29 protein-coding genes are annotated in these 23,897 nt (G+C 36.2%); 9 read left to right on the top strand and 20 right to left on the bottom strand.

Going from position 1 to position 23,897, the window contains the following annotated elements; genetic code table 11:
* Nucleotides 1-15: 15 nt before the first annotated feature.
* Nucleotides 16-1,158, top strand: a complete 1,143-nt coding sequence (gene dnaJ / locus CCON33237_RS07790; RefSeq protein ID WP_054197114.1) for a molecular chaperone DnaJ — start codon at nt 16-18, stop codon at nt 1,156-1,158.
* A 217-nt stretch (nt 1,159-1,375) separates the two neighbouring features.
* Here the strand turns inward: dnaJ and pyk are convergent, their stop codons facing one another.
* Nucleotides 1,376-2,827: a pyruvate kinase gene (pyk, locus tag CCON33237_RS07795; RefSeq protein ID WP_054197115.1), complete on the bottom strand. Its 1,452-nt coding sequence runs from the start codon at nt 2,825-2,827 to the stop codon at nt 1,376-1,378.
* A gap of 90 nt (nt 2,828-2,917) precedes the next feature.
* Between pyk and CCON33237_RS07800 the strand changes: the two genes are divergently transcribed.
* The gene (locus CCON33237_RS07800) at nt 2,918-3,973 is read left to right on the top strand and encodes a TRAP transporter substrate-binding protein (protein WP_054197116.1); all 1,056 of its coding nucleotides are present in this window, start codon (nt 2,918-2,920) and stop codon (nt 3,971-3,973) included.
* Between the two features lie 152 nt (nt 3,974-4,125).
* Here CCON33237_RS07800 and CCON33237_RS07805 read toward each other — a convergent pair whose 3' ends face one another.
* The 9 genes from CCON33237_RS07805 to gatC are packed head-to-tail and all read right to left on the bottom strand — an operon-like array spanning nt 4,126 to nt 11,583.
* The gene (locus tag CCON33237_RS07805; protein ID WP_054197117.1) at nt 4,126-4,914 is read right to left on the bottom strand and encodes a shikimate dehydrogenase; all 789 of its coding nucleotides are present in this window, start codon (nt 4,912-4,914) and stop codon (nt 4,126-4,128) included.
* Nucleotides 4,911-5,756 (bottom strand): SPOR domain-containing protein, encoded by an 846-nt coding sequence (locus CCON33237_RS07810; protein WP_054197118.1) that lies wholly within the window; start codon nt 5,754-5,756, stop codon nt 4,911-4,913. Before CCON33237_RS07810 ends, CCON33237_RS07805 begins: the two co-directional genes overlap by 4 nt.
* Before the next feature lie 13 nt (nt 5,757-5,769).
* Nucleotides 5,770-6,312, bottom strand: coding sequence for a DUF1882 domain-containing protein (locus tag CCON33237_RS07815; protein ID WP_054197429.1), 543 nt, complete (start codon nt 6,310-6,312; stop codon nt 5,770-5,772).
* Complete coding sequence (locus CCON33237_RS07820) at nt 6,312-7,556, bottom strand: serine hydroxymethyltransferase (protein WP_054197119.1); 1,245 nt, start codon at nt 7,554-7,556, stop codon at nt 6,312-6,314. The genes CCON33237_RS07815 and CCON33237_RS07820 overlap by 1 nt, the downstream gene beginning before the upstream one ends.
* Nucleotides 7,553-9,061 carry a lysine--tRNA ligase gene (gene lysS, locus CCON33237_RS07825; RefSeq protein ID WP_234402280.1) on the bottom strand — a complete coding sequence of 503 codons (1,509 nt, stop codon included), beginning with the start codon at nt 9,059-9,061 and terminating at the stop codon, nt 7,553-7,555. Before lysS ends, CCON33237_RS07820 begins: the two co-directional genes overlap by 4 nt.
* 4 nt (nt 9,062-9,065) lie before the next feature.
* A complete protein-coding gene (locus tag CCON33237_RS07830; protein ID WP_021091630.1) occupies nt 9,066-9,533 on the bottom strand; it encodes a Fur family transcriptional regulator in 468 nt (155 codons plus the stop codon).
* Nucleotide 9,534: 1 nt separating this feature from the next.
* Nucleotides 9,535-10,146 carry a CvpA family protein gene (locus CCON33237_RS07835; RefSeq protein WP_054197121.1) on the bottom strand — a complete coding sequence of 204 codons (612 nt, stop codon included), beginning with the start codon at nt 10,144-10,146 and terminating at the stop codon, nt 9,535-9,537.
* The gene (locus CCON33237_RS07840; RefSeq protein ID WP_054197122.1) at nt 10,146-11,285 is read right to left on the bottom strand and encodes a type IV pilus twitching motility protein PilT; all 1,140 of its coding nucleotides are present in this window, start codon (nt 11,283-11,285) and stop codon (nt 10,146-10,148) included. Before CCON33237_RS07840 ends, CCON33237_RS07835 begins: the two co-directional genes overlap by 1 nt.
* Nucleotides 11,286-11,295: 10 nt before the next feature.
* The gene (gene gatC / locus CCON33237_RS07845) at nt 11,296-11,583 is read right to left on the bottom strand and encodes an Asp-tRNA(Asn)/Glu-tRNA(Gln) amidotransferase subunit GatC (RefSeq protein WP_054197123.1); all 288 of its coding nucleotides are present in this window, start codon (nt 11,581-11,583) and stop codon (nt 11,296-11,298) included.
* Nucleotides 11,584-11,710: 127 nt separating this feature from the next.
* Between gatC and CCON33237_RS07850 the strand changes: the two genes are divergently transcribed.
* From CCON33237_RS07850 to CCON33237_RS07875, 7 genes are all read left to right on the top strand, one after another.
* Nucleotides 11,711-12,274, top strand: a complete 564-nt coding sequence (locus CCON33237_RS07850) for a hypothetical protein (RefSeq protein ID WP_054197124.1) — start codon at nt 11,711-11,713, stop codon at nt 12,272-12,274.
* Nucleotides 12,274-13,281, top strand: coding sequence for an L-seryl-tRNA selenium transferase (locus tag CCON33237_RS07855; protein WP_054197125.1), 1,008 nt, complete (start codon nt 12,274-12,276; stop codon nt 13,279-13,281). The genes CCON33237_RS07850 and CCON33237_RS07855 overlap by 1 nt, the downstream gene beginning before the upstream one ends.
* Nucleotides 13,278-13,610: a hypothetical protein gene (locus tag CCON33237_RS07860; RefSeq protein ID WP_054197126.1), complete on the top strand. Its 333-nt coding sequence runs from the start codon at nt 13,278-13,280 to the stop codon at nt 13,608-13,610. The genes CCON33237_RS07855 and CCON33237_RS07860 overlap by 4 nt, the downstream gene beginning before the upstream one ends.
* A complete protein-coding gene (locus CCON33237_RS07865; protein WP_054197127.1) occupies nt 13,597-14,226 on the top strand; it encodes a type III pantothenate kinase in 630 nt (209 codons plus the stop codon). The genes CCON33237_RS07860 and CCON33237_RS07865 overlap by 14 nt, the downstream gene beginning before the upstream one ends.
* Nucleotides 14,223-14,831 (top strand): ATP phosphoribosyltransferase, encoded by a 609-nt coding sequence (gene hisG / locus CCON33237_RS07870; RefSeq protein ID WP_054197128.1) that lies wholly within the window; start codon nt 14,223-14,225, stop codon nt 14,829-14,831. The genes CCON33237_RS07865 and hisG overlap by 4 nt, the downstream gene beginning before the upstream one ends.
* A gap of 240 nt (nt 14,832-15,071) precedes the next feature.
* Nucleotides 15,072-15,239, top strand: a complete 168-nt coding sequence (locus CCON33237_RS09565; protein WP_234402281.1) for a hypothetical protein — start codon at nt 15,072-15,074, stop codon at nt 15,237-15,239.
* An 18-nt stretch (nt 15,240-15,257) separates the two neighbouring features.
* Nucleotides 15,258-15,461 (top strand): hypothetical protein, encoded by a 204-nt coding sequence (locus tag CCON33237_RS07875; protein WP_054197129.1) that lies wholly within the window; start codon nt 15,258-15,260, stop codon nt 15,459-15,461.
* A 147-nt stretch (nt 15,462-15,608) separates the two neighbouring features.
* Here the strand turns inward: CCON33237_RS07875 and CCON33237_RS07880 are convergent, their stop codons facing one another.
* The 10 genes from CCON33237_RS07880 to accA form a co-directional block, all read right to left on the bottom strand.
* Nucleotides 15,609-16,253 carry an ABC transporter ATP-binding protein gene (locus CCON33237_RS07880; RefSeq protein ID WP_054197130.1) on the bottom strand — a complete coding sequence of 215 codons (645 nt, stop codon included), beginning with the start codon at nt 16,251-16,253 and terminating at the stop codon, nt 15,609-15,611.
* On the bottom strand, nt 16,253-17,317 hold the full coding sequence (gene tsf, locus CCON33237_RS07885; protein ID WP_054197131.1) for a translation elongation factor Ts: 1,065 nt from the start codon (nt 17,315-17,317) through the stop codon (nt 16,253-16,255). Before tsf ends, CCON33237_RS07880 begins: the two co-directional genes overlap by 1 nt.
* The gene (gene rpsB / locus CCON33237_RS07890; protein WP_054197132.1) at nt 17,317-18,105 is read right to left on the bottom strand and encodes a 30S ribosomal protein S2; all 789 of its coding nucleotides are present in this window, start codon (nt 18,103-18,105) and stop codon (nt 17,317-17,319) included. Before rpsB ends, tsf begins: the two co-directional genes overlap by 1 nt.
* Nucleotides 18,106-18,250: 145 nt before the next feature.
* Nucleotides 18,251-18,466 (bottom strand): acetyltransferase, encoded by a 216-nt coding sequence (locus CCON33237_RS07895; RefSeq protein WP_054197133.1) that lies wholly within the window; start codon nt 18,464-18,466, stop codon nt 18,251-18,253.
* A 77-nt stretch (nt 18,467-18,543) separates the two neighbouring features.
* Nucleotides 18,544-19,323 (bottom strand): DUF4198 domain-containing protein, encoded by a 780-nt coding sequence (locus tag CCON33237_RS07900; protein ID WP_054197134.1) that lies wholly within the window; start codon nt 19,321-19,323, stop codon nt 18,544-18,546.
* 155 nt (nt 19,324-19,478) lie between these two features.
* The gene (locus CCON33237_RS07905) at nt 19,479-20,210 is read right to left on the bottom strand and encodes a purine nucleoside phosphorylase YfiH/LACC1 family protein (RefSeq protein WP_054197135.1); all 732 of its coding nucleotides are present in this window, start codon (nt 20,208-20,210) and stop codon (nt 19,479-19,481) included.
* 9 nt (nt 20,211-20,219) lie between these two features.
* Nucleotides 20,220-20,834 (bottom strand): riboflavin synthase, encoded by a 615-nt coding sequence (locus CCON33237_RS07910; RefSeq protein WP_054197136.1) that lies wholly within the window; start codon nt 20,832-20,834, stop codon nt 20,220-20,222.
* Nucleotides 20,835-21,051: 217 nt separating this feature from the next.
* A complete protein-coding gene (locus CCON33237_RS07915; protein ID WP_054197137.1) occupies nt 21,052-21,903 on the bottom strand; it encodes a YwqG family protein in 852 nt (283 codons plus the stop codon).
* 10 nt (nt 21,904-21,913) lie between these two features.
* Nucleotides 21,914-22,768, bottom strand: coding sequence for a CbrC family protein (locus CCON33237_RS07920; RefSeq protein WP_054197138.1), 855 nt, complete (start codon nt 22,766-22,768; stop codon nt 21,914-21,916).
* Between the two features lie 192 nt (nt 22,769-22,960).
* A complete protein-coding gene (accA, locus tag CCON33237_RS07925; RefSeq protein ID WP_054197139.1) occupies nt 22,961-23,896 on the bottom strand; it encodes an acetyl-CoA carboxylase carboxyl transferase subunit alpha in 936 nt (311 codons plus the stop codon).
* Nucleotide 23,897: the final 1 nt, after the last annotated feature.

The following is a 23,897-nucleotide window of genomic DNA, read 5'->3' on the forward strand; positions in this document are numbered from 1 at the left end:
TTAACAAGGAAAAATGTGGAATTTGACTATTACGAAATCCTTGAAATTTCAAGAAATGCAAGCGGAGATGAGATCAAAAAAGCCTTTAGAAGGCTTGCTTTAAAATATCATCCAGATAGAAATTCTGGCGACAAAGAGGCTGAACTAAAATTTAAACAGATAAATGAAGCTTATCAAGTTTTAAGCGACGAACAAAAACGCTCTATCTACGACAGATACGGCAAAGAAGGTCTTGAGGGTCGATTTGGTAGCGGTGGCGGATTTAGTGCCGATTTTGATCTTTCAGATATTTTTGACTCATTTTTTGGTGGCGGTTTTGCGAGTAGTTCTAGACAGAGAAAAAGATACTCTGAAAAATACTCAGCCGATCTTGAAATTCCTATAAATTTGGAGTTTAACGAAGCTATTTTTGGTTGTGAAAAAGAGATAAAATTTGATCAAAAAGTGCCTTGCCCAACATGCAATGCAACTGGTAGTAAAGATGGCAAGAGCAAGACATGCCAGCACTGTGGCGGAAGTGGCAGGATAACACGCGGAAATGGCTTTATGAATATCGTCCAAGAGTGCCCATATTGCCATGGAAGCGGTGAAGTAATAAGCGAACCATGCCCTGATTGTAATGCAAAAGCTTATAAAATCCAGCAACAAACTGTAAAGATTACTATCCCTGAGGGCGTTGATAGCGGTATGAGAATGAGAGTAGCTGGCAAAGGCAATATCGGTACAAACGGCGTTCAAGGCGATCTTTATGTAAGCATAAATGTAAAAGAAGATAAGCATTTCATTCGTCATAACGACGATGTTTATCTAGAAATTCCTGTCTTTTTCACGCAAGCTATACTTGGCGAAAGCATAAAAATTCCAACGCTTCGAGGAGAAACTGAGCTAAAACTACCTGTTGGAGCAAAGGACAAGCAGCAATTTATCTTTGAAAATGAAGGTATAAAAAGCGTGAATTCGCGCAAAAAAGGTAGGCTTGTAGCGCAAATTTCTATTCAAACACCTGAAAAACTAAGCGATGAGCAAAAAGAGCTTTTAAATAAGCTTCAGGCTAGCTTTGGCATAGAATCAGGCAAATCAAATACCGATGAAAGCGTCTTTGATAAGATAAAAAGCTGGTTTAAAGGCGATGAGCCAAAAGGCAAAAAGAAAAAATAAATTTAGATTTGTGACGTTAAATTTGACGTCACAAATTCTTTCAAAATAAATTTTATATATCCTAATTTTTACAAGTAAATTTCATACAAATTTTAAAATTTCATGAGTGAGTAATTTCGGCTATAAAATTTGAGCTAAGCAAAAAGCAAAGACAAATCTTAGCAGTCAATTTTTACAAGCAAGCAAAATTTTAAAATTTGCAAGAGAGTATATAAATTTACTCAGTTGCAAGCTCCAAATAATAATCAAGCTGATCGCGTCTGATGATGCGTATAAGGTTTGTGCTACCCTCAACGCCCGTAGGGTGACCGGCAGTGACAAGATAAGTCTTATCGTGTTCGACATATCCCTCTTCATACGCCTTTTTCATGACATTTGCCAAAAGTGAGCTAAGCTTTGTTTTTTCTAGTACAAGCGCTGGCGTAACGCCCCAAGCAAGAGTAAGCATGTGCGCTGTTTGCTCATCGTGAGCGACTGCGATGATGTCGATATTTGTGCGGTTTCTAGCTAATTTTATGGCCGATTTTCCTGAGCCAGTGATTGAGATTAAAGCATCTGCCTTTATGCGAACAGCAAGAGATGCGGCACTACTTGCCACCATATCAGTCTCGTCAAAAAAGTCAAACTCATCAAATTTATTATATGGATAGATGCTTTGAGTTTGGATGATCGTTTTACTCATCGCCTCTACGACCGCGACTGGGTTTTTACCGATCGCACTCTCCTCACTTAGCATAACAGCATCAGTGCCGTCTAGCACGGCATTTGCCACATCGCTGATCTCCGCCCTTGTGGCAGTCTCATGCTCTGCCATGCTTAGCATCATCTGGGTTGCTGTGATGACTGGCTTGCTTGCTGCATTTGCTTTTTTGATGATGAGCTTTTGGATAGTTGGAACCTTATAAAATGGCACTTCTATGCCAAGATCGCCACGAGCTACCATGATGCCATCACTCTTTGAGATGATGTCGTCTATATTTTCAACCGCGTCAAATTTCTCGATCTTAGATAAGACAGCAGCTCTTGAGCCAAATTCTTTTAAGATATTTTTTGCCTTTATTACGTCATTTGCATCTTGCACGAAGCTAATGGCGACAAAATTTACGCCATGCGTTGCGCCAAATTTCATATCTTCTTTATCTTTTGGCGTGATGATTTCTATGCCAAGGGCTGTATTTGGGAAATTTACACCTTTGTTTGAGTTTAAAATTCCATCATTTTCAATGATAGTTTTTACTATTTCTTTACCTTCACTAACGACCTTTGCCCTTATAGAGCCATCATAGAGATAGACATACTCGCCAACCTTTAGCATTGGCAAAATTTGAGGCTGATTTAGGCTTACTTTATAAATTCCTTTTTCCACTTTTTCACCGATAATCTCATCAGCATGGATACTAAGTTCATCACCAGCCTTTAGATAAAATGGCTCACTAAGCTTACCAACTCTGATCTTTGGGCCGCAGATATCTTGTAAAATTCCTATTCTCTTATTTAGCTTTTTTTCGATATTTCTTATCTTGTCAATGTTTAATTTATGGTATTCGTGTGTCCCATGGCTAAAATTTAAACGAAAGACATTAACGCCTGCTTTTACCATCGCCTCCATTGTCTCTTCATTATCACTTGCTGGCCCCAAAGTAGCTACGATTTTCGTCTTTTTTATCATTTTATGCCCCATAAATTTGATTTTTGCGATTATAACACATTTTAATAATGTAATTTTTTGTATAATAGTCAAAATTTCAAAGGAGAAGATATGAATAAATTTTTATTAGCGTCTCTTGGTCTAGCAGCTGCTGCTTGCGTTGCTATGGGAGATGATAAAGTTTATAAGCTAAAGCTTGCTAGCTCATGGGAGAGCACTATGCCAGTGCTTGGTGATGTACCAAAAGAGCTAAAGGACAAAGTTGAAAAGATGAGTAATGGTAGACTTGAGCTAAGGATTGATTATCCATCAAAACATAAATCACCTTTTGCGATGCTTGATTTTGCTAAAAGCGGTCAATACGACATTACCTACACAAGTAGCTATTATTATAAAGGCAAAGATGCTAAAACTATATTTTTTACAGCAACTCCATTTATGATGAATACTGATGAGCAAACAGCTTGGTATGAATTTGGCGGTGGTAAGGAGCTTGAGGCAAAAGTTTACGATCCATACAATATCAAAATTTTTAGAGCTGGAAATACCGGCATGCAAATGGGTGGCTGGTTTAAAAAAGAGATCAAATCATTAGATGATATCAAAGGCTTAAAGATAAGAATTCCGGGCTTTGGTGGTGAAATTTACGCTAAACTTGGCGCCAACATCAATACTATCCCAACTGGTGAGCTTTACATGGCCCTTGAGATGGGAACGATCGACTCAGTCGAATGGGTTAGCCCAGCTTATGACATGGCACTTGGTTTTCACAAAGTGGCAAAATACTACTACACAGGTTGGCAAGAGCCAAACGGTGAAACTCAATTTTTCTTTAATAAAAAATCATACGAGAAGCTTCCAGATGACCTAAAAGCGATCTTTGAAGCAGCTGCAGCTGAAGTAGCAAGAGATGCAAATACAAAAGTATTTTATTCAAATGTCGAGTACTGGGATAAAATGAAAAGCGAGTATCCAGACATCCAAGTAAAATCTTTCCCACCAGAAGTAATCGCAGCTCTTAAAAAAGCTACAAATGAACTACTTGATGAAGAGAGCGCTAAAGATCCATTATTTAAAGAGATCGTTGAATCTCAAAGAGCTTTCCTTAAAAAAGCAAGAGAATGGACTAAAATTTCAGACTACGCTTATATCAAAACAAACGAATAGTAAAATTTAGCAGGGATCTTCCCTGCTTTTTATATTTACTCCAGTTACTTTCAATAAAAATTTTAATCAAAATGTTTCTACAAGCTATAAATTTTTAACTTAGTTTAAAACCAAACTTACGAAAATTTTTATAAAAAATAAATGCTAATTGGTTATAGATAGAAAATTTCTCTCATTGAGCGCTCGATCTTTGACTCATCAAGTGTATTGTTAAAAAATAAATTTAGTGCTAGAACCGCTTGATATAAAAGCATATCGGCGCCATCTTTTACACCAAGGCTACTTTGCTTGGCCATTTCTAAAAATGGTGTCTGCTTGCTATAAATCACATCAAATGCAAATTTAGCATCCTTAAAAATACTTTTTAAAATTTCTTTAGGTGCCGGTAGAAAATCATCCTTTAAACCAGCAGAGGTCGAGTTAATGACTAGATCAAATTTTTGCTCTTCGTAGTTATCCCAACTAAAGCATTTGTACTCATCTTTAAATTTCTCAAGCCTATCTTTGCTTCTATTTAGTATGCAAACATCAACGCCTTGTTCTTTTAATGCATAAGTTATGGCATTTGCGGTACCGCCAGCTCCAAGGACAATAGCTTTTTTTACATCTTTAAAATTTTTTATTGCCTTTAAAAACCCGGGCGCATCTGTGTTATATGCATAAATTTTGTCATTTTTAAGTACAAGAGTATTTGCAGAGCCTATTTTGCGAGCTATATCTGAAGCTTCATCGGCTAAATTTAAAGCCCACTCTTTATGTGGAAGTGTTACATTTGCACCGTTTAATTTTAAGGATTTAAATTTATTGATTAATTCGCTGCCATCTTTTAGCAAGACTCTTGTGTAAAGTGCTTTTAAGCCAAGGTCCGCAATGGCTTTGTTGTGCAGCCTCGGAGATACCGAGTGAGCTATTGGATCTCCAAAGACTGCAAATGTTTTCATTTTGCTCTAAAGATAAAAGCGTCTTTATTGATATCTTTTCTAATATCGCCTACTGCTTTTTGAAGCGTTTTTTCATCAAATGGACCAACTAAAATTTTAGTCAGTTCACCAACTTTTATAGTTTTGTAGCTATATCCCTTAGTAGCGATCTTCTTTATATATTCAGCATTTGGATTAAATTTACTAGTCACAAATACTTGAACATAAGAGCCTTTTGCAGCAGGTTCACTTTTAGCTACTTCAGCTTTTTTATCCGTTTTTTCTATTTTGGTTTCAGCCTTTTTCTCAATCTTTTTATCTACTTTATTTTCAGTTTTGGCTGGTTTTGCCTCGCTCTTTTTATCAGTAGTTGCTACTTTTTCGACTTTTTTAACTGGAGTATCCACCTTTGTCTCAGCTTTTTTTGCTGGTATTTCTGCAGACTTTTCGATAGGCTTAACTATCTCTTTTGGCTCTTCAGTTTTAGAAACAGGCTTATTGTTTTCTTTATCTTTTAGCTTTTTGATCATATCTTCAAATTCATCTTGTTGCTTATTTTCAGGCACGATCGGTACTTGCTCAAAGAGCTGTGTATCGCCTTTTTTATTGTCTGAATTTGTATCAGCTATCGGAGCTTGTCTATCTACTGGCTGCTCGGCTGGTACTGGAGGAAGCACTAGTCTTGAATCAGCTTCATTTTGCGCTTGTGAAGGATCGCTTGAATTTACTAGCTTCATAGCCACTACAATGATCAAAAAAAGTATAATAAGAGCTGCTATAAATATAAGAAGTTTTTTTAGCTTCAATCCTCTTGCGTCATCATCTCTTTCTAAAAGAATATCTTTTAACTCATCGTTTTCCACTTTTTATCCTTAATTACATATATTTTGACCAACTTGCCCCACGCTCTTTTTGATAGAGTTTATAAGGTAAAGTTAGTATGTTAAATTCTTTTGGCATATCGATATTTGGAAACATCCTCCACTCTTTAGGTAGCTTCTGTGAAAGCTTTGCGTTGAGCATATTTGCTAGCTGGCAAGCCTCATTTAGCGTAGTGTGACCTTTATGCACATAAAGATGCAGATGTCCTGGCGTCTTACTCTCGTAGGCTGTAAAATTTATAAAGCCCTCTTCTCTTAGAAGAAGCTGTGCTTTATGCCAAAATCTATCTGGGGTTCTGCCGTTATAGTCAAAGACTATATTTTCAACTTTATCATTTGCATTTATTAAAGAGTGTGCGATAACAGCTTTGCCCTCTTCATGCTCTTTCATAATATTATAGGTCAGTGGCTCATTTATCTTTTCAAATTTATCAAAGAAAATTTTACCTCTGTATTCTATTTTATTAACGATCGTATCACGCTTGATATAGTAGTGAGTTGTAATAATCTTTATAAGTGCCGTATCAATACTTTGCATCAAAATGTCGCTTTATCATAGATTATAAATTTATGAGCAAGTTCAACTAGCTCAGCTTTTGTCTTCTCTTGCAAAGATGTGTTGTTTATATCGCTTAATACGTCAGCTATTTTGTTTGCTATTAGTTCAAACTCAGCTTCTTTCATGCCACGGGCCGTAAGCGCAGGACTACCAACACGTATACCACTTGTGATAAATGGGCTTCTTGTCTCACCTGGAACCGTATTTTTATTTACCGTTATTCCAGCATTTCCAAGAGCGATATCTGCGTCTTTACCGCTAAAATCCCTATTTAAAAAGCTCATCAAAATTAGATGGTTATCAGTACCACCACTCACTAAATCAAAGCCTCTTTTTATTAGTACTTCGCCTAATTTTTTAGCGTTTGCTTTTACTTGTTTAGCATAAATTTTCCACTCAGGGCTAAGGTTGTGCTTAAAGCCAACTGCCTTTGCTGCGATGACATGAACTAGTGGTCCGCCCTGGATACCTGGAAAAATAGAAGCATTTATCTTCTTAGCATACTCTTCGTTATTTGTCATAATGATACCGCCTCTTGGGCCTCTTAATGTTTTGTGCGTAGTTGAACTTACAACGTCGCAGTATGGGAAAGGACTTTTATGCTCACCAGCAACAACAAGACCAGCAATGTGAGCAACATCTGCAAAAAGTATCGCCCCAACAGCGTCAGCTATCTCACGAAATTTTTTAAACTCAATCTCTCTTGTATATGCGCTTGCGCCACAAACGATCATTTTTGGTTTTACTATCTTTGCAATATCCATTACTCTATCGTAGTTTATGCGACCATCAAGCTCAACGCCATAAAAGAAGCTCTCATACATCTTGCCAGAACTGCTTACCTTTGCACCGTGCGTTAAGTGTCCACCATGGCTTAGATCCATGCCTAAAATTTTATCACCTGGATTAAGTAAAGCGCCGTAAACACCTTGGTTCGCCTGAGAGCCTGAGTTTGGTTGAACGTTTGCAAATTCACATCCAAAAAGCTCTTTACATCTATCGATCGCTATTTGCTCGATCTCATCGACAAATTCGCAGCCACCATAATATCTCTTGCCAGGATAGCCTTCAGCGTATTTGTTTGTTAGGATTGAGCCCATTACTTCCATAACTTCTGGATATGTAAAATTTTCACTAGCGATCATCTCAAGGTGATCACATTGGCGTTTTAGTTCTAAATTTACTAGATTGTAAATGTCCTTATCGTAACTTTGCAAACTCATTTTTCGTTCTCCTTTGTCTCAGTTTTTAGTGGTCTCATCGCTGGGAAGAGCACAACGTCACGTATCGATTTTTTATCTGTTAAAAGCATAACAAGTCTATCTATGCCTATGCCCTCACCTGCAACTGGTGGCATGCCGTATCCTAGGGCTTTTACATAGTCCTCATCCATCTCGTGTGCCTCGTCATCGCCTGCGTTTTTAGCATCGATTTGAGCTTTAAAGCGGTTGTATTGATCGATTGGATCGTTTAGCTCGTTAAAGCCATTTGCTAGCTCGCGACCAGCGATAAATAGCTCAAATCTCTCAGCCACATCAGGATTTGCGTCACTTCTTCTTGAAAGTGGACTGATCGAAATCGGATAATCAATAACAAATGTTGGGTGTATAAGCCTACTCTCTACGTAGTTATCAAATAGCTCAGCCTGCAAGTGACCAAGATCAAGCTTCTCATTTGCTTCAAGGCCATCAGCTCTTAGTTTTGCTAAAATTTTATCTTTGTCGTTTATGATATTCTCATCTAGTCCACCGATCTCAACGAGAGCTTTTTTGTAGCTTATTCGCTTAAATGGCTTACTAAAATCAATCTCCATGCCGTCAAAATTTACAACCTTTTCCATATCTAGCTTGTCTAAAATGACATTAAAAAGATCCTCTGTGATACCCATTAAATCGTGGTAGTTGTGGTATGCCCAGTAAAACTCTATACTTGTAAACTCAGGATTATGAGTAAGATCCATTCCTTCGTTTCTAAAATTTCTATTCATCTCATAAACAGCTTCAAAACCACCCACTATAAGACGTTTGAGGTATAATTCAGGTGCGATCCTTAGATATCTCTCTACTCCAAGGGCATTGTGAAAAGTTATAAATGGCTTTGCGTTTGCACCGCCTGCTATTGGGTGTAGCATCGGTGTTTCAACTTCTAAAAAGCCTTTTTCTTCAAAAAATCTTCTAATCGTACTAATAATCACTGAGCGTCTTTTAAAATCAGCTCTAACTTCAGGGTTCATTATCATATCAAGATATCTTTGGCGATATCTTGTCTCAACATCAACTAAGCCATGATACTTCTCAGGAAGTGGACTTATCGACTTTGAAGCAAGGCTAAGCTCGCTTACATGCATGGAAAATTCGCCAGTTCTCGTTATAAATGCATAACCTCTAACATAGACGATATCGCCTATCTCTACGTATTTTTTAACGATTTTAAACCACTCTGGATCAAGCGTTTTATTACTAAAGTAAATTTGTAAATTTCCATCTTCATCTTCGATATTTGCAAAAACCGCTTTTCCAGCATCACGAATTAGTTTTATTCTACCTGCAAGACCTACTAGCTGACCTTCGGCCTTTTTCTCTTCTGTATCATTAATGTAGTTAAATTTTAGTCTAAATTTAGAGATATTCATATCTCTTCTAAGAAAATGCGGATATGGATTAATGCCTAAATTTCTTAGTTCATCTATGCTTTGTAGTCGTTGAATCTCATGTTGGTTGTCAAATATCACCTTACTTTCCCTTTATATTATTTTTTGAGCATTTTTCACAAATTCCATAAAGCTGCATCATATGACCAGTTAGTTTAAAGCCATGATCTTTTGCGATACTGATTTGTCTTTTTTCTATCATTGGATCTTCAAATTCTATGATAAGACCGCACTTTCTGCATATCATATGGTCGTGATGTGGCTTTGTGGCAAGCTCAAATTTTTTACCTTGTGAACCAAAGCTGATTGATGTCACCATCTCTGATTCTTCAAGTAGATTTAGTGTTCTATAAACAGTTGCGATACCAATATTTAGCTCAGGGTGTGTCTCTTTTATAAAAAGATAAAGTCTTTCTGGAGTAAAGTGTTCGCCATTGTTATATAGCGTTTTTAGTAAAATTTCACGCTGTTTCGTATATTTTAAACCATTGTCGCGAAGCACTCTTTTGAATTTCTCAAGCAACGCATCATATTCTAAATTTTCTATCATCTTATTCCCCTTTTGTGATATTAGAGTCGGTATTTACACTAGCATTTGCATCCATTGAGATAAATGCATCAGTTTTATTTGTATCCATTGGTCTTGCCACTATCTCATCTAACTCACTTTTGATATTTTTCACATCAAGATTTGTTATCCATTTGCCAGTTTCTATCAAAACCGGATAGACTTTACTATTCGCGAAATAAGGTGCAATTATATTATTTAGCGAAGTACCAGATATTACAGCAACTACTGCCGAAAATGTTAAGAAAATTTTTCCACTTCCCATAACAAATCCACCAAGTCTATCCAAAAAACCAAGTCCGCTTACTGAAACTATTTTTGATAAAAATTTACCAACTAGCAAGCAAACTATCCAAAAAACCAACCAAAGAGAGATAAATGCGACAAACTGTAAAAATGAAGGATTTTCAAATTTATATATATTTTTAGTTATAAACTCACCAGATAGATCTGAAAATCTACTAGCTATAATTAAGCCTCCGATAAGTCCGATAAGTCCGAAAGCTTCTTTTATAAGTCCATTTAATATGCCTTTTATGCCAAGCATCAAGACAAGAGCGATAATAATAATATCAAACCACGTTACTAAATCCATTATATAGTTCCTATTAAATTTTGAAGTTCTTGCTGACTAGTTGAATAAGCTAGCGCATTTTCTTTTGTAATCTTACCCTCTTTTAGTACTTTCATCAAAGCCTGGGTTTGCGTACTCATGCCAGTTTGTTGCTGGTTTAGCTGCATCTGAGAGTAAATTTGATGTATTTTGTTTTCACGTATCAAGTTCGAGATAGCCATATTGTTTATTAAAATTTCATGCACAGCGCACCTTCCACCGCCTATCTTTGGGATTAGACTTTGTGAAACGACAGCAGTTAGCGAAACACTAAGCATATTTCTTACTTGCAATTGCTCGCTTCCATCGAAGCTATCAACGATCCTATTTATAGTTTGAATGGCTGAATTTGTGTGAAGCGTACCAAAGACCAAGTGTCCAGTCTCAGCCGCCGTAATAGCCGTTGAAATCGTTTCTCTATCTCTCATCTCGCCCACAAGTATGATATCTGGATCTTCACGAACCGCAGATTTTAAGGCCCTTGAGTAAGAAGTTGCGTCAGTGCCGATATTTCTATGAGAAAATAGAGCTTTTTTATTGTTATGCACAAACTCGACTGGATCCTCAATTGTAATAATATGCTTTCTATAATTTAAATTTATCTCATTAAGCATGGCTGCAAGAGTTGTTGATTTACCACTTCCTGTCGGTCCAGTAACCAAAATAAGACCTTTTTCACGCTTAATAATGTGTTTAAAAATTTGTGGGGCATTTAACTCATCAAGAGATGGGATATTGATTGGGATTATACGAAAAGCAGCAGCTAAATCGCCATTCATGGTATAGTAATAGTTGCCACGAAAGCGACCAATATCTGGAAGCTCAATCGCAAAGTCAAGCTCTTTATTATTCTCAAGCTCACTTTTTTGTTCATCAGTAATCAAAGAAAAACATAAATTCTCTATATCCTTGCCACTTAATACGCCAAAATCAATGGGCTTTAAAGCACCATCTACTCTTATTTGCGGCTCAGATCTTGAAACAAGGTGAAGATCACTTGCCTTATCACTTACAACAGTTTTTAAAAGTGTTTTTATATCGCCAGCAAGATTATTAAGGCTATTATCTTCTGGTATTTTTACACTTAAATTCTTCGCCTGAAGCTGTTCGATTAGATCCATATTTTTACCATTATTCTATTATTTTTGGTACAGCAAAAAAATGCCCTTCACGTGAAGGAGCGTACTTTAAGATCGTATCAATCACATTACTTGGCCTTGGCTCATCTTCTCTTAAAGGCGCGCCACCTTTTATAGAGCTAACTACAGCTTCATCGCTGCTTAGATCAAGTTCATTTAAAATATCAACAAAAGATACAATCTCGCTTAGTTGTTTTTTTACTTCTTCTCTTTTTTCATCACTGATTTGTAAGGCAGAAAGTTTTTCTAATTTATTTAAAAGAGTATCATCTATTTGCATTATATAAGTAACCTTATTAATTAATTTTGAGCCATTATATCACATTCAAGCTTTAATTTTGGGATAGTTTTAATTTAATTATGTTAAAATCTGTGAATTAAAATTTTTTAAAAATAAAGGAAAAGCGTTGGCTATAAAAGAAGATCTAACACAGATAAAACAAGAGATTGGTGCTCAAGAACAGTTTTTAGAAAGCATGATCAAAGGTGAGCGTTTCTTTAGAAAGTATAAAAAATTTATGATAATTGCCATTATCGTTGCCGTCATTGCAATTATTGGATTTTATTCGAACAAAATAATAAATGATAATAGAATTGAAGATGCAAATTTGGCTTACTCAAAGCTCATTTTAAATCCAAACGATGCAAATGCCTTAAGCATTTTAAAAGAAAAAGAACCAAATTTATATGCACTTTTTTCACTTCAGCAAAAGCTTGATAAAAATGAGACAAATGGCATTAGCGAGCTTGCAAATTTAAAAGTAAATCCTATAGTAAAAGATATCATTCTTTCACAAGATGGTAATGCAAACACTCAAATTTTAAGCGAATATAGCACACTTTTAAAAGGTTTTGAACTTTTAAAACAAAACGAAATCAAAGAAGCAAATGATGAGTTTAATAAAATTTCACTCGACTCTCAACTTCAAACTTTAGTTAAAAATTTAAAACACTATCAGGGAATAAAATAATGAAAAAAATTACTCTTTTCTTGGCTTTTGCCTTGGCTTTAGTTTTAAGCGGATGTGGCACAAAAAGACAATATTTCGAGCCAGCTCAAACCTCTGGCAAAATTTCTTTGTCAAAAGATATGCCATCTTATATCAAATCAGCAAATGCAAATGGTGCCACTCTTGATAACGGCAATATTATCACCAAAAATGGCCTAAATGCAAACATTAAGTTGCCTGAAAATTTTAATTTCTTAAATGAAAACAACGGCTTTATAATCTCAGCTAGTATAAATGGTGATCTAAATGTGACAGATCCTAGCGGACACAGCGTTTATAGCAATAAATTTCCAACAGCAATCGTTGCTGCTTCTCTTAATCAAAACCTATTAGCAGCTATCAGTGCGGCAAACCACATCTATCTAATAGACATAAATACCGCAACAACAATAATGGAATATAGCTCGTCTAATATAGCAGCAGTTGATTCAAGGATTGTGGCACCATTTTTTATGAGCTCGCTTATCGTTTATCCAGCATTAGATGGTAAAATTTATATAGTACAAAAAGAGACTGGTAGAATTTTACGTGACGTGGTCGTAAGCTCTGAAAATTTCTTTAATAACATCATATTTTTAGGCGTTGAGGGCGATAATCTAATCGCAGCAACAGCTAAAAAACTTATCGTCATTAACCCAAACCAAACAGTTTATTATGACGGAGAGATCAAAAATGTACTGGTTAATAACGATGAAATTTATATCTTTAAAAAAGATGGTACGATCGTAAGAACAAATCTTATGTTAAAAGAGCAAAATAAAGTAAATTTCAAATTTGCCATCTTCTCAGCAGCTACTATTATCAATAATAAGCTTTACGTAATCGAAAAAACAGGCTACGTTATAAAGACAAATTTAGACCTCAGTGGAGCTGAAATTTATGAATTTAGCGATGAGATAAAAGATAAAAGCTTTATGGGCAATGGTGCCTTTTATTATGATAATGAGCTTGTTAATTTAGGGCAATGAACCAAAAAATTTGGGAGCTTTTTGAAGCCAAAAAAATCCTTTTAAAAGATATCAAAGAACTTAACACAAGTGAATTTAGCACAAAAAAGACGCTTGATATCTTTTGGGGAGTGGACAATAAGAGCTTTTATAATCTTGTCTTTTTAAGAACAGCAAAAAGTAGATTGCTACGTAAAGAGGCTTTGGAGCTTGAAGAAATTTCTAAAAAAATAGAGATAAAATTCCAAACAAATCTAAGAAAAAAAACTATATTTTACAGCTCTGGCATTTGTTCTAAAGCCTTAAAAGAACTACAAAACAATAATTGGCGATGTTATGATTTTGTGTAATATAGGTAATACTAACGCTACATTTTTAGAAGATGGCAAAATCTCACGTATGAAAATTTCTGAGTTTAAAAGCTATAAACCAGAGAAAAAAGTATATTTTATATCCGTAAATGATGAAATTTTAAATATTTTAAAAGACAATAAGATGTTTGTGGATCTAGAACCATTTTTTACCATAGATACGATATATCAGGGTCTAGGTGTAGATAGAATCGCAGCATGTTACTCTATAAATAATGGCATAATCGTTGATGCTGGAAGCGCCATAACAGTTGATATTATGGCAAATTCTATCCATCTTGGAGGATATATCTTGCCAGGCATTTCAAGTATGCTAAATGCCTACAAAAGTATCTCGCCACGACTTGATATCACTATAAATTCACAAATTGACATAGATGCACTACCACAAAAAACAGCCGATGCTGTGAGTTATGGCATTATTAAACCAATAATAACTCTACTAGATAAGCTAGCCGGTGACAAAAAAGTCTATTTTACTGGTGGAGATGGCGACTTTTTGTCAAAATTTTTTAAAAATGCTATTTGCGACAAGATGCTAGTTTTTCGTGCCATGCAAAAGCTAATAACTGAAAAGAAAGATATGATAATATGATAACAGTAGCACTACCAAAAGGAAGAATAGCCGAAGCAACCCTGGAAATTTTTAGAAAAATTTTTGGTTCAAGTTTTTTATTTGAAGATAGAAAATTAATCCTTGAAGAAGGAAATTTTAGATTTTTAATGGTTCGCAACCAAGATATCCCAACTTATGTCACTGAAGGTGCAGCAGATATTGGTGTAGTAGGACTTGACGTACTTGAAGAGCACAAGCCAAATGTTGTAAGGTTGCTAGATTTGAAAATCGGGCAGTGCAAAGTTTGCATTGGCATAAAAAACGACTCTGAACTAGATCTAAACCAGCCAGAGCTAAAAATAGCCACAAAAATGCCAAATATAACAAGAAATTATTTTACGAAACAAGCCGTAGCTGTAAAGATCATCAAGCTTTATGGCTCGATCGAACTTGCACCATTAGTTGGCTTAAGCGACGCGATAGTTGATGTAGTCGAGACTGGCTCAACCATGAAACAAAATGGGCTAAAGATCGCTGGTAATATCATGCAAAGCTCAGCTTATCTAATAGCAAATAAAAATAGCTTTATCATTAAAAAAGATGATATTTTAGATCTTTATAAAAAAATCAAAGAGGAAATTTAAAGTCCTGCTGCCTCATCATAAAGTACAAAAATTTCTCTAGTGATATAAAGTCCGACTATTTCACTTATAAATTTCTTTAGAATAACGTATTGGTAATTATTTACATACTTTTTATATTAATTTATCTTAATAGATTAGTACTGACATACAAATAACGATCTAAACGTAACAAAAATAGTAGTCTCCAACGAGCCAAGAGCCGAATATAAGCTAAAGCCTCATTACGAAAGCTTTGATTGTATTGATTGCCATCAAAATCAAGGCGATAATCCTAGCAAATTTAAAGAGATCGGTGATAATGGCTGCACTAGCTGCCATACAAATATGATAGATAGCAATAAAATATCAGCACAAGCTCAAAAGATGTATACTCACTATAAAAAATTCTTGGCAGTGACAAAAAACTAAAATTTGTAAGTTGCCACTATGAAGCAGGACATAGCACTGGCTTTAGAAATTACCTTGAATACTGGAAGCCAATATATAAAAATTTATGAAAATAAGATGCTTGAGCAAAAGATTGATACTAAGAAAAAAATTTTGAAAGATGATTATAACCCTACAAAAGAAGAAAAGGAATTTTTAAAACAAAAGGCTGATAAGAATAATACAAAACATGTTGGTGGGTAGTCTAAACTTTATATTAATCAGGCAAGCAATTTAGTCTTACCTAATTTTACCTATTACATAAAGCTTTTTAATAAAAATTTATATTATAAATTGACTAAATTTACAAACATACTAAAAGATAAAATAGTAAATTTTGATCTTTAAAATTTAAAAAATCTGTATAAGTTCTTTGTTTTCAAGCTTATATGAGTTGTCGCATTTAGCTGCTAGATCGTTGTCGTGGGTGATTAGGATGAGGGAGGCGTTGTTTTCATCTATATAGTCAAATAAAACTTGCATCACTTCATTTGCTGTTTGCTTATCAAGGTTGCCAGTTGGTTCGTCTGCAAAGATGATCTTTGGCTTTTTAGTAAGCACTCTAGCGATGCTAACGCGTTGCTGCTGGCCGCCACTTAGTTCGCCAACTTTTTGATTTATCACATTTGAAATTTTAAGCGCTTCAAGATCATTTTTTTCTATATTTTCACCAGATAAGATACTTGCAAGCTCGATATTTTCATAAGCACTAAATCCTTTAAAAAGGTAGTGCGACTGAAAAATAATGCCAAAATGAAGCCTTCTAATGGCCAAAAGCTCATTTTGAGAAAGCTCATAGATCGATCTATCTTGGTATATGACCTCGCCAAAATTTGGTTTTAAAAGTGTTGAAAGTATGTGTAAAAGAGTTGATTTGCCACAACCGCTAACGCCGGTTATCGCGATACTTTGTTTTTGATTGAGAGTTAAATTTATATTATTAAAGAGCGTATAATCATACGCAAAGCCAAGATTAGACGCTCTTAAAATTTCCATTAGCCTATTTGAGCAGCAACTTCTGCAGCAAAGTCATCTACTTTTTTCTCTAAGCCTTCGCCAAGCTCGAAACGAACGTATTTTACGATCTCGATCTTGCCGCCAAGCTCTTTACTCTTCTCTTCGATAACTTGTTCGATAGTCTTTTTATCATCCATTACATAAAACTGGCCTAAAAGTGTAAGGCGTTGGTCAAGCACTGTGTTATCAGCGTAAAATCTCTCGATCTTGCCAGGGATGATCTTGTCCCAAATTTTCTCAGGTTTGCCCTCAGCTTTTAACTCTTCTTCGATCGCTTTTGTAGCTTTTGCAAGCTCTGCCTCACCTATCTGGCAGCGGCTAGCATACTCAGGGATATGATGAAGTGGCTTGCCTAGGCGTTTTAGCTCTTCATTTTCTTTTTCAAGTTCAGCGCGAAGTGCGATAAATTCTTTATCAACAAAATCTTTATCAAGATCTTTGTAACTTATAACGCTTGGCTTCATAGCAGCTGCGTGCATACATAAATTTCTTATAAATTCAGCTGCTATGTTTGCGACTTCAGCACTTTCGCAAGCCGCACCGATAAGTACACCAACGCGGCCATTTGAGTGAACGTAGCCATTTACCACGCCCTTGTCATCAGCGCTGATCGTCTCAAAGCGACGAACTACAAGGTTTTCACCGATAGTTGCGATCTGAGTTTTGAAGTAATCTTCAAATTTAACACCATTTAAAGTGCTTGCGTTTAGCTCTTCAACTGTTGTTATGCCACTTGATTGGATATGAGCTGTTGCATCTTTTGCAAGTGCTTGAAACTGTGGGTTTCTAGCAACAAAGTCAGTCTCAGAGTTGATCTCACTGATAGTTGCTTTTTTGCATTTTGAGCAAACTTCAACACTTACTAAGCCCTCGCTTGCAAGGCGGTCAGCCTTTTTAGCAGCTTGGCCTAGGCCTTTTTCACGAAGGATGTCAACAGCTTTTTCCATGTCGCCATTTGCTTCGCCAAGTGCCTTTTTGCAGTCCATCATGCCAGCTCCGGTTGATTCGCGGAGCTCTTTTACCATTTGTGCAGTTATTTCCATTATTCTTCGTCCTCGCCAAAGTCTTCTTCACTCATAGCCTCAGCTACAACTGCGTCTTTCTCATCTTGGCTTACTTCTTCGCCAGCAGCTTGCTCGCTACCATCTTGCTCAAGAAGTGATTTGCCTTCGTTGATAGCCTCAGCCATCTCTTGGCAGAAAAGCTGAACAGAGCGGATCGCGTCGTCGTTTCCTGGGATCGGATAGTCAATAACATCAGGATCGCAGTTCGTATCGATCGGTGCTACAACTGGGATCTTTAGACGGTTTGCCTCTTGAACAGCGATCTTTTCTTTAACTGTATCAACAACAAATATCATATCAGGTAGGCTTTTCATATTGCGGATACCACCAAGAGTTGCGATAAGCTTCTCTTTTTTGCGGCGAAGCATCAAAGCCTCTTTTTTAGTTAGCAAATTTATCGAACCATCTTCTTCCATAGTCTCGATAACTTCTAGTTTGCGGATAGACTGTCGGATAGTGCCAAAATTTGTCATCATACCACCTAGCCAGCGGTGATTTACATAAGGCATTCCACATTTTTCAGCGTACTCTTTGATAGCGTCGATAGCTTGTTTTTTAGTGCCAACAAATAGCACTGACTTGCCCTCAGCAGCTGCGTCACGAACGATGTTGTAAGTGTAGCGGAAGTAGCGGATAGTCTTTTGTAGATCTATAATATAGATGCCTTTTCTCTCACCAAAGATAAATTTTTTCATCTTTGGATTCCAGCGGCGTGTTTGGTGACCAAAATGTACGCCACACTCTAATAAATCTCTCATAGTTACCATGAGTTTCTCCTTGTTTTAGGCATTTTGCCTTGAATTTAGTTTTATCCTCCACGACCATTAATGCTTTCGCACAACCAAATTTAGGATTGTCGTGTGTGAAATAAAGGGGGATTATACTTAAAGTAATATGAATTTAAACTAAAGTTTATTTACTTAATTGTGAGTCTTCTTCAATTTTTATTAACTTAGCAAAAATTTCTGCCAATGCTTGCCTTTGTTCGGATGAAATTTCAAGCTTCTTAACATTTAAAAGAATGCTTACAAACTCCTCGTTTTGTAGTGTTTCTACGCCAAATTTTCTTGCGTTTGTAGTAATTTTTAGCACAAGAGGATTTTTTGATTTAAAGCTTTCGTAAGGCATTCTTTCTCTACTTTCAAAATTACAAAGTGGTTATAAAAAATTTATAATAAATTCGGACTCGAATTTATATCAAACTTTTATTCTTTTATCTCAAAACTAAGCGTCGTTTTCAACGTCTCTTTATCACACTTCGCAGCATCTGGATAAGGTCTTTCATAAATCACCTCAAATACCCAAAATCCTGGTCTTAGAGCTAACACTTCAGTGATGCCTTGCTCATCAGTCACACCGTAAAACGCGTGCTTATGGTCTAAAAATCCAGCAAAAGTACCAGTTAGCTTAGCTCGCTCTAGCGGCTTTCCATCAGCAAAAACCTGCAATTTAAAAGGCTTATCTACTCTAAATTCCGCTGGATTTTGTAGCGGTACGATCTCGATTTTAACTCCAATAGGTTTAGTTACGAAGTCGTTTGTTTCACCTAAATTTAAGACTCTCTTAGATGTTATCGTCATCAGCCGGCAAATCTGTATATCGCTTAGATCCTTTAGATCAAGCTTAGTTTTGTCTATTAACCACTTGCCATCACTACGTTTTTTAAGCGAATACATAGGATTTTGCTGTGCTAGTAAGATATATGTGCCTTTGTCTAATCTTTCGCCCTCATAGCGGTAGTTCTCGCCACTTTGTGTAAGCTTCTTTTTGCTACCATCTTTACTTATTACAGTAATTGGCGCAAAAAGATGGACGCGTTCGGCCATAATAGGCTCTAGCTTTGGAAAATCATCGCTATAACCCATATTTGCGATAAATTTTCCTAGCTTTTCATCATTAGCTCCATCTATCCAAAACATGTGTGCTTGCACCATATAAAAGGCTCCTGTTAACATAATGGCGGTCAAAATTTTACCTATTTTCATGATTTTCCTTGTTGTTCTTTTTGAGATTTGATGTCAAATTGTAGCTAAAAATTATTATATTTAGCCATTTTTTAGATCAAATTAAATATCAAAACGTTCAATACAATTTAGCTGGCAAATTTTAACAGGCAAGCAATGAAGCTAAAGATTTACTTTTATCTTTTACTATTTACCGATGTGGCTCTATTCATCACAAATCCACAAAAACGCCCGGTCCTACTCTGTTTGCGGTATGAGAATAATTCATCTCTCTCAAAAGTGCAACGAGGATCTAGCGATATTTGCTCTACTCCTAGCTTAGCAAATTCGTCTAATAAAGCTGCGTTTATATCAAATTTTCCATCGTTTTTATATCGGTTAAATTCACCAAGATCTAGCTTGCCTATTTCGTAGTTTTGCACTTTGATATTTGCGCCTATAAATACACGTAAATTACTAGCGCGGCAACCAAACTCGCTCATCATCAGTCCTACCGCATTTGTGCAAATTTTACTGGTAACACCTGCGCGTCCCGCATGCACAGCTGCGACTACGCCAAGATGTTCATCTATTATCAAAACAGGCGCACAGTCAGCGACTAAGACGCAAAGTGCTACGCCTTTTAGTGATGTTATCACACCATCACACGGAGGTAGGGTATCGTTAAAACCTTGCAAAATTGCCACTCTATTTGAGTGGATTTGGCTCATAAATTTTAAATTAATAGGCATAATGCCAAGCGCTGTTGCTAAAATTTCACGATTTTGTGCGACCTTTAGCGGATCATCGCCAACATGATCTGCTAAATTTAAGCTCTCAAAAGCACCCTCACTCACACCGCCAAATCTATTTGTAAAGCCAGCTAATACGCCATTTTTATCAAAGACGATCTCTAAATTTTCACGCATTTTATCCACCTAATAAAGGCTAGAAATTCGCTCGACATCGTCCCAGCCAAGGACACTATCTTGCTTACAAAAAAGCTGCCTAGCTACGTAGCGAGCCAAAAGATCACTTTCGATATTTACGTGCCTGCCGACCTTAAAAGTACTAAAAAGACTATCTTTAAATGTGATTGGTATGATTGTTAGCCTTATACCATTTGACAAAATTTCATTTATCGTAAGGCTCACTCCCTCGACGCCCACTGAGCCTTTATTTGACATCAAGCTCATAGCCTCGCGCGGCAGGTCGATATAGAAATCAACCCCGTTCTCATTCTTTTTGATATTTGAAATTTTACCGATAAAATCGATATGTCCTTGCATCAAATGACCATCTACTCGGTCTCCTAGCTTCATCGCTGGCTCGATATGCACTCTTTCTTTTAAATTTTCAACCGCGATATTTGCCCTACTCTCTGCACTTAGCTCCACACTAAAGCCATCTTCATGCAGTTTTATTACACTCAGGCAAGCGCCATTTACAGCAATGCTATCGCCTAAATTTGGACGAAAATTTGCCTTTAGCCTTAAAATATTTTGTGAATAACTAACAACCTGTGCTATCTCACGGATCAAGCCATTAAACATAATTTTGCCTTTAAATTTTTTAAGGATTTTACTAAATTTTGCCTAAATTTGGGCATTACCATCTTTGATTATTTTATATATTTAAGCAGATAGTGTTAGAAACGGCAGTGAAATTTTGATAATCGCACCAAGAATGCTAGCAAAAAATTTATTGTGTAACCCTAGTATAAAATTTCTCTATAAATTTTAATTTTTATCTTTTATAAATTTGGCAGCCTTAGCTTGTCTGTAAAATTAGCCACGTCTTGCTAAAGTCGTGCGCCAAAAGATCATCCCTCTTTATCCACAGATAAATTCTGCCCTCTCCGTCCCAGTCCATATCGCCCTCATCATCACTATCTATCTGTAAAAGTAGTTGCCACTGGGCAGAATTTTTCTCAAATTCCGCTATTCTTGGGTGGTGATAAGCGCTACCATTACCACAGCTAAGCCCATTTGTAACTAGCTCACACTCTAGCTCCATGCCATCTTGGACATTATCAGAGTGCCCAAGAAGCTTATTTGCTTTAGCCTGCCAGCTTGGCTCAATAACCTCATGATAGGCCTCCCACTCAGCTTCACTAATTTTACTAAATGGCACAATCGAGCTTTGTAAATTTGGCAAATTTATCTCATTTTCAAAGCTAAGCAAGCGCGCGTTAAATGTAGAATTCTCTCCCTCTAAGTTCTCCGCTCTCCTACGAGAAAGTGGCCCATGATTTACATCAGAAAAGATCACTGCAAAGCCATTTTTATCGGTAGGATCATAGCCCCAAACACGCAAATTTCTATCATAAAAAAGATAGAGCATTCCACTTTTTGGCAGTAGTGAGTCAATGTCAAATTTGCTAGCTTCAGTAAAATTTATCTGTGCCACAAAACTTAAAGCACCATTTTCATTTAACGGCCATGCTAAACTATCTGGCAGATCTGGCAAGCCGCCAAATTTAGACGCTCCAACGGCGATATCATCGTCATTTTTAGCTTGCGCATCTATCCTTATGGCATTTCTTGCTAGTGGCGATAAGAGCTTAAAAAGTTCATCCAGCCCACGCTCTTTACAACCTTTAGAAATTTTTGCAATATCCATATTTTCCTCTTTAACAAGCATCAACGTATATATGATACTTCTTACAATGCAGACAACGAAACAAATATCCGGCAATATCGCCAGCTTTAACAAGATGTTCGCGTAGCATTTTATCGTCATATTCGGCTCTTTTTGCATAGTCCTCAAAGACCTCGTCTGCTATGCCCATTTCTTCAAGCTCTTTTGTGCCAACGTCACCTAAAAATTCGCAATAATCATCACAGCAAACCACCCAATGCTCGCCCTGCCAGCTCTCGTAGCCCGGGGTTCTTCTAAAGAGTTCGTCATCCTTTTTAGCATCACTTGTAGTTAATTTGTCAGCATCTTGCACAAATGTTGCGTCAAATTTCTTAGCAGCCTTACTACTAGAAATACAAGTAGGACAAAGATACGAAATATCCTGCTCGCAATAAATGCTACCGCTATAATAAACTTCAGTATCTTTGCCACAACACTTACACAAGATACTAATATCATCTTTAAATGCGCCAGTTCTTAAAGGGTTAGGATGGTAGATAAATTTTGGTAGTGTGGAGGCTTTATCTTCTTGAGCCAAAATTTGACCTCTACTTTTTGGACGAGGCAGCGCCCATTTATCATTTTCGTCAATGAATTGCACTAGATAGCCAAGTGCCTTTAGCTGCTTTTTATCACCTTTGTCATGTATTTTTAAAAGTAAGTCGTAAGCACTCTTTCTCATAGATAAAAGCTGATAAACATCGACCAAAACATACTTTGCGCAAATGTCATCACAATTTTTCAACTCTTCTTTAAACTGATAGAGTGCCTCAATACTAGAAGCATTGCCATTATTTTTATAATATTCTTTTGAAAGAGTGATATATTTTTCTTGAAATTTATTCATTAATACTCTTTATGTAGATTTGATATTAATAATTTTAGTGTTTAAATCTTAAAGATATAAAAGCTAGTGTAAAAATTATGGCCGTTAAAGCGATTAAATTTATATCAATTTTTAAATTATTTTAGTATTTTGGTAGATGATGCCACAAACAAATTTGATAAGTATTCTTATAAAATTGTTGTGACTATAAATTTATTCTTCAAATGCTCCGATAGAGAGAATTTTTTCTATTCTTTTTGCTACAAGATCATTTATATCAAGCTTTTCAAGCTCAGCTAGCTCTGAGATAAAATAATTTGCAAGTGCTTTTGCAGCACCATCTTTATCTCTATGAGCTCCATTTATCGGCTCGTCTATAACAGCATCAATCAGTGATAGACTTTTTAAATCATCAGCTGTTATTTTCATAGATTTTGTAGCTTGTTCTTGTTTAGCTGGATCATTCCAAAGTATTGCTGCACAGCCTTCTGGTGATATAACTGAAAATACAGAATTTTTCATCATAGCAAGTCTATCAGCCACGCCTATAGCTAAAGCGCCACCACTTCCACCTTCGCCTATGACAACAGCAATTATTGGAGTTTTTAAATTTGCAAACTCAAATAAATTTCTAGCTATGGCTTCACTTTGTCCTCGCTCTTCAGCTCCAACACCTGGATATGCACCTGGAGTATCTATAAGAAATAAAATAGGTAGATTAAATTTCTCAGCCATTTTTGCAACTCTAAGAGCTTTGCGATAACCCTCAGGATGAGGCATACCAAAATTTCTTCTTAATTTATTTTTAGTGCCACGGCCCTTTTGCTCGCCTATAATAACAGTCTTTTTACCTCCAATATAGCCGATGTAACAAACTATTGCTGGATCATCTCGAAATGCTCTATCCCCATGAATCTCATATCCATCAATCAAAAGCGCATTAATATAATCAATAGAATATGGTCTATCTGGATGACGAGCAAGCTGTAAACGCTGATATTCGTTTAAATTTTTATATACTTTTGAGATTTCTTTAGATAGGTTTTTATTTAAAATTTCAACAGCATGTTCATCGCCTCTGATCTTAGCATTTGCTATATCTTCATCAATTTGTTTTATGCTTTTTTCAAAATCTAAATAATTTGACATC

The organism is Campylobacter concisus (assembly GCF_001298465.1).
GTDB lineage: Bacteria > Campylobacterota > Campylobacteria > Campylobacterales > Campylobacteraceae > Campylobacter_A > Campylobacter_A concisus.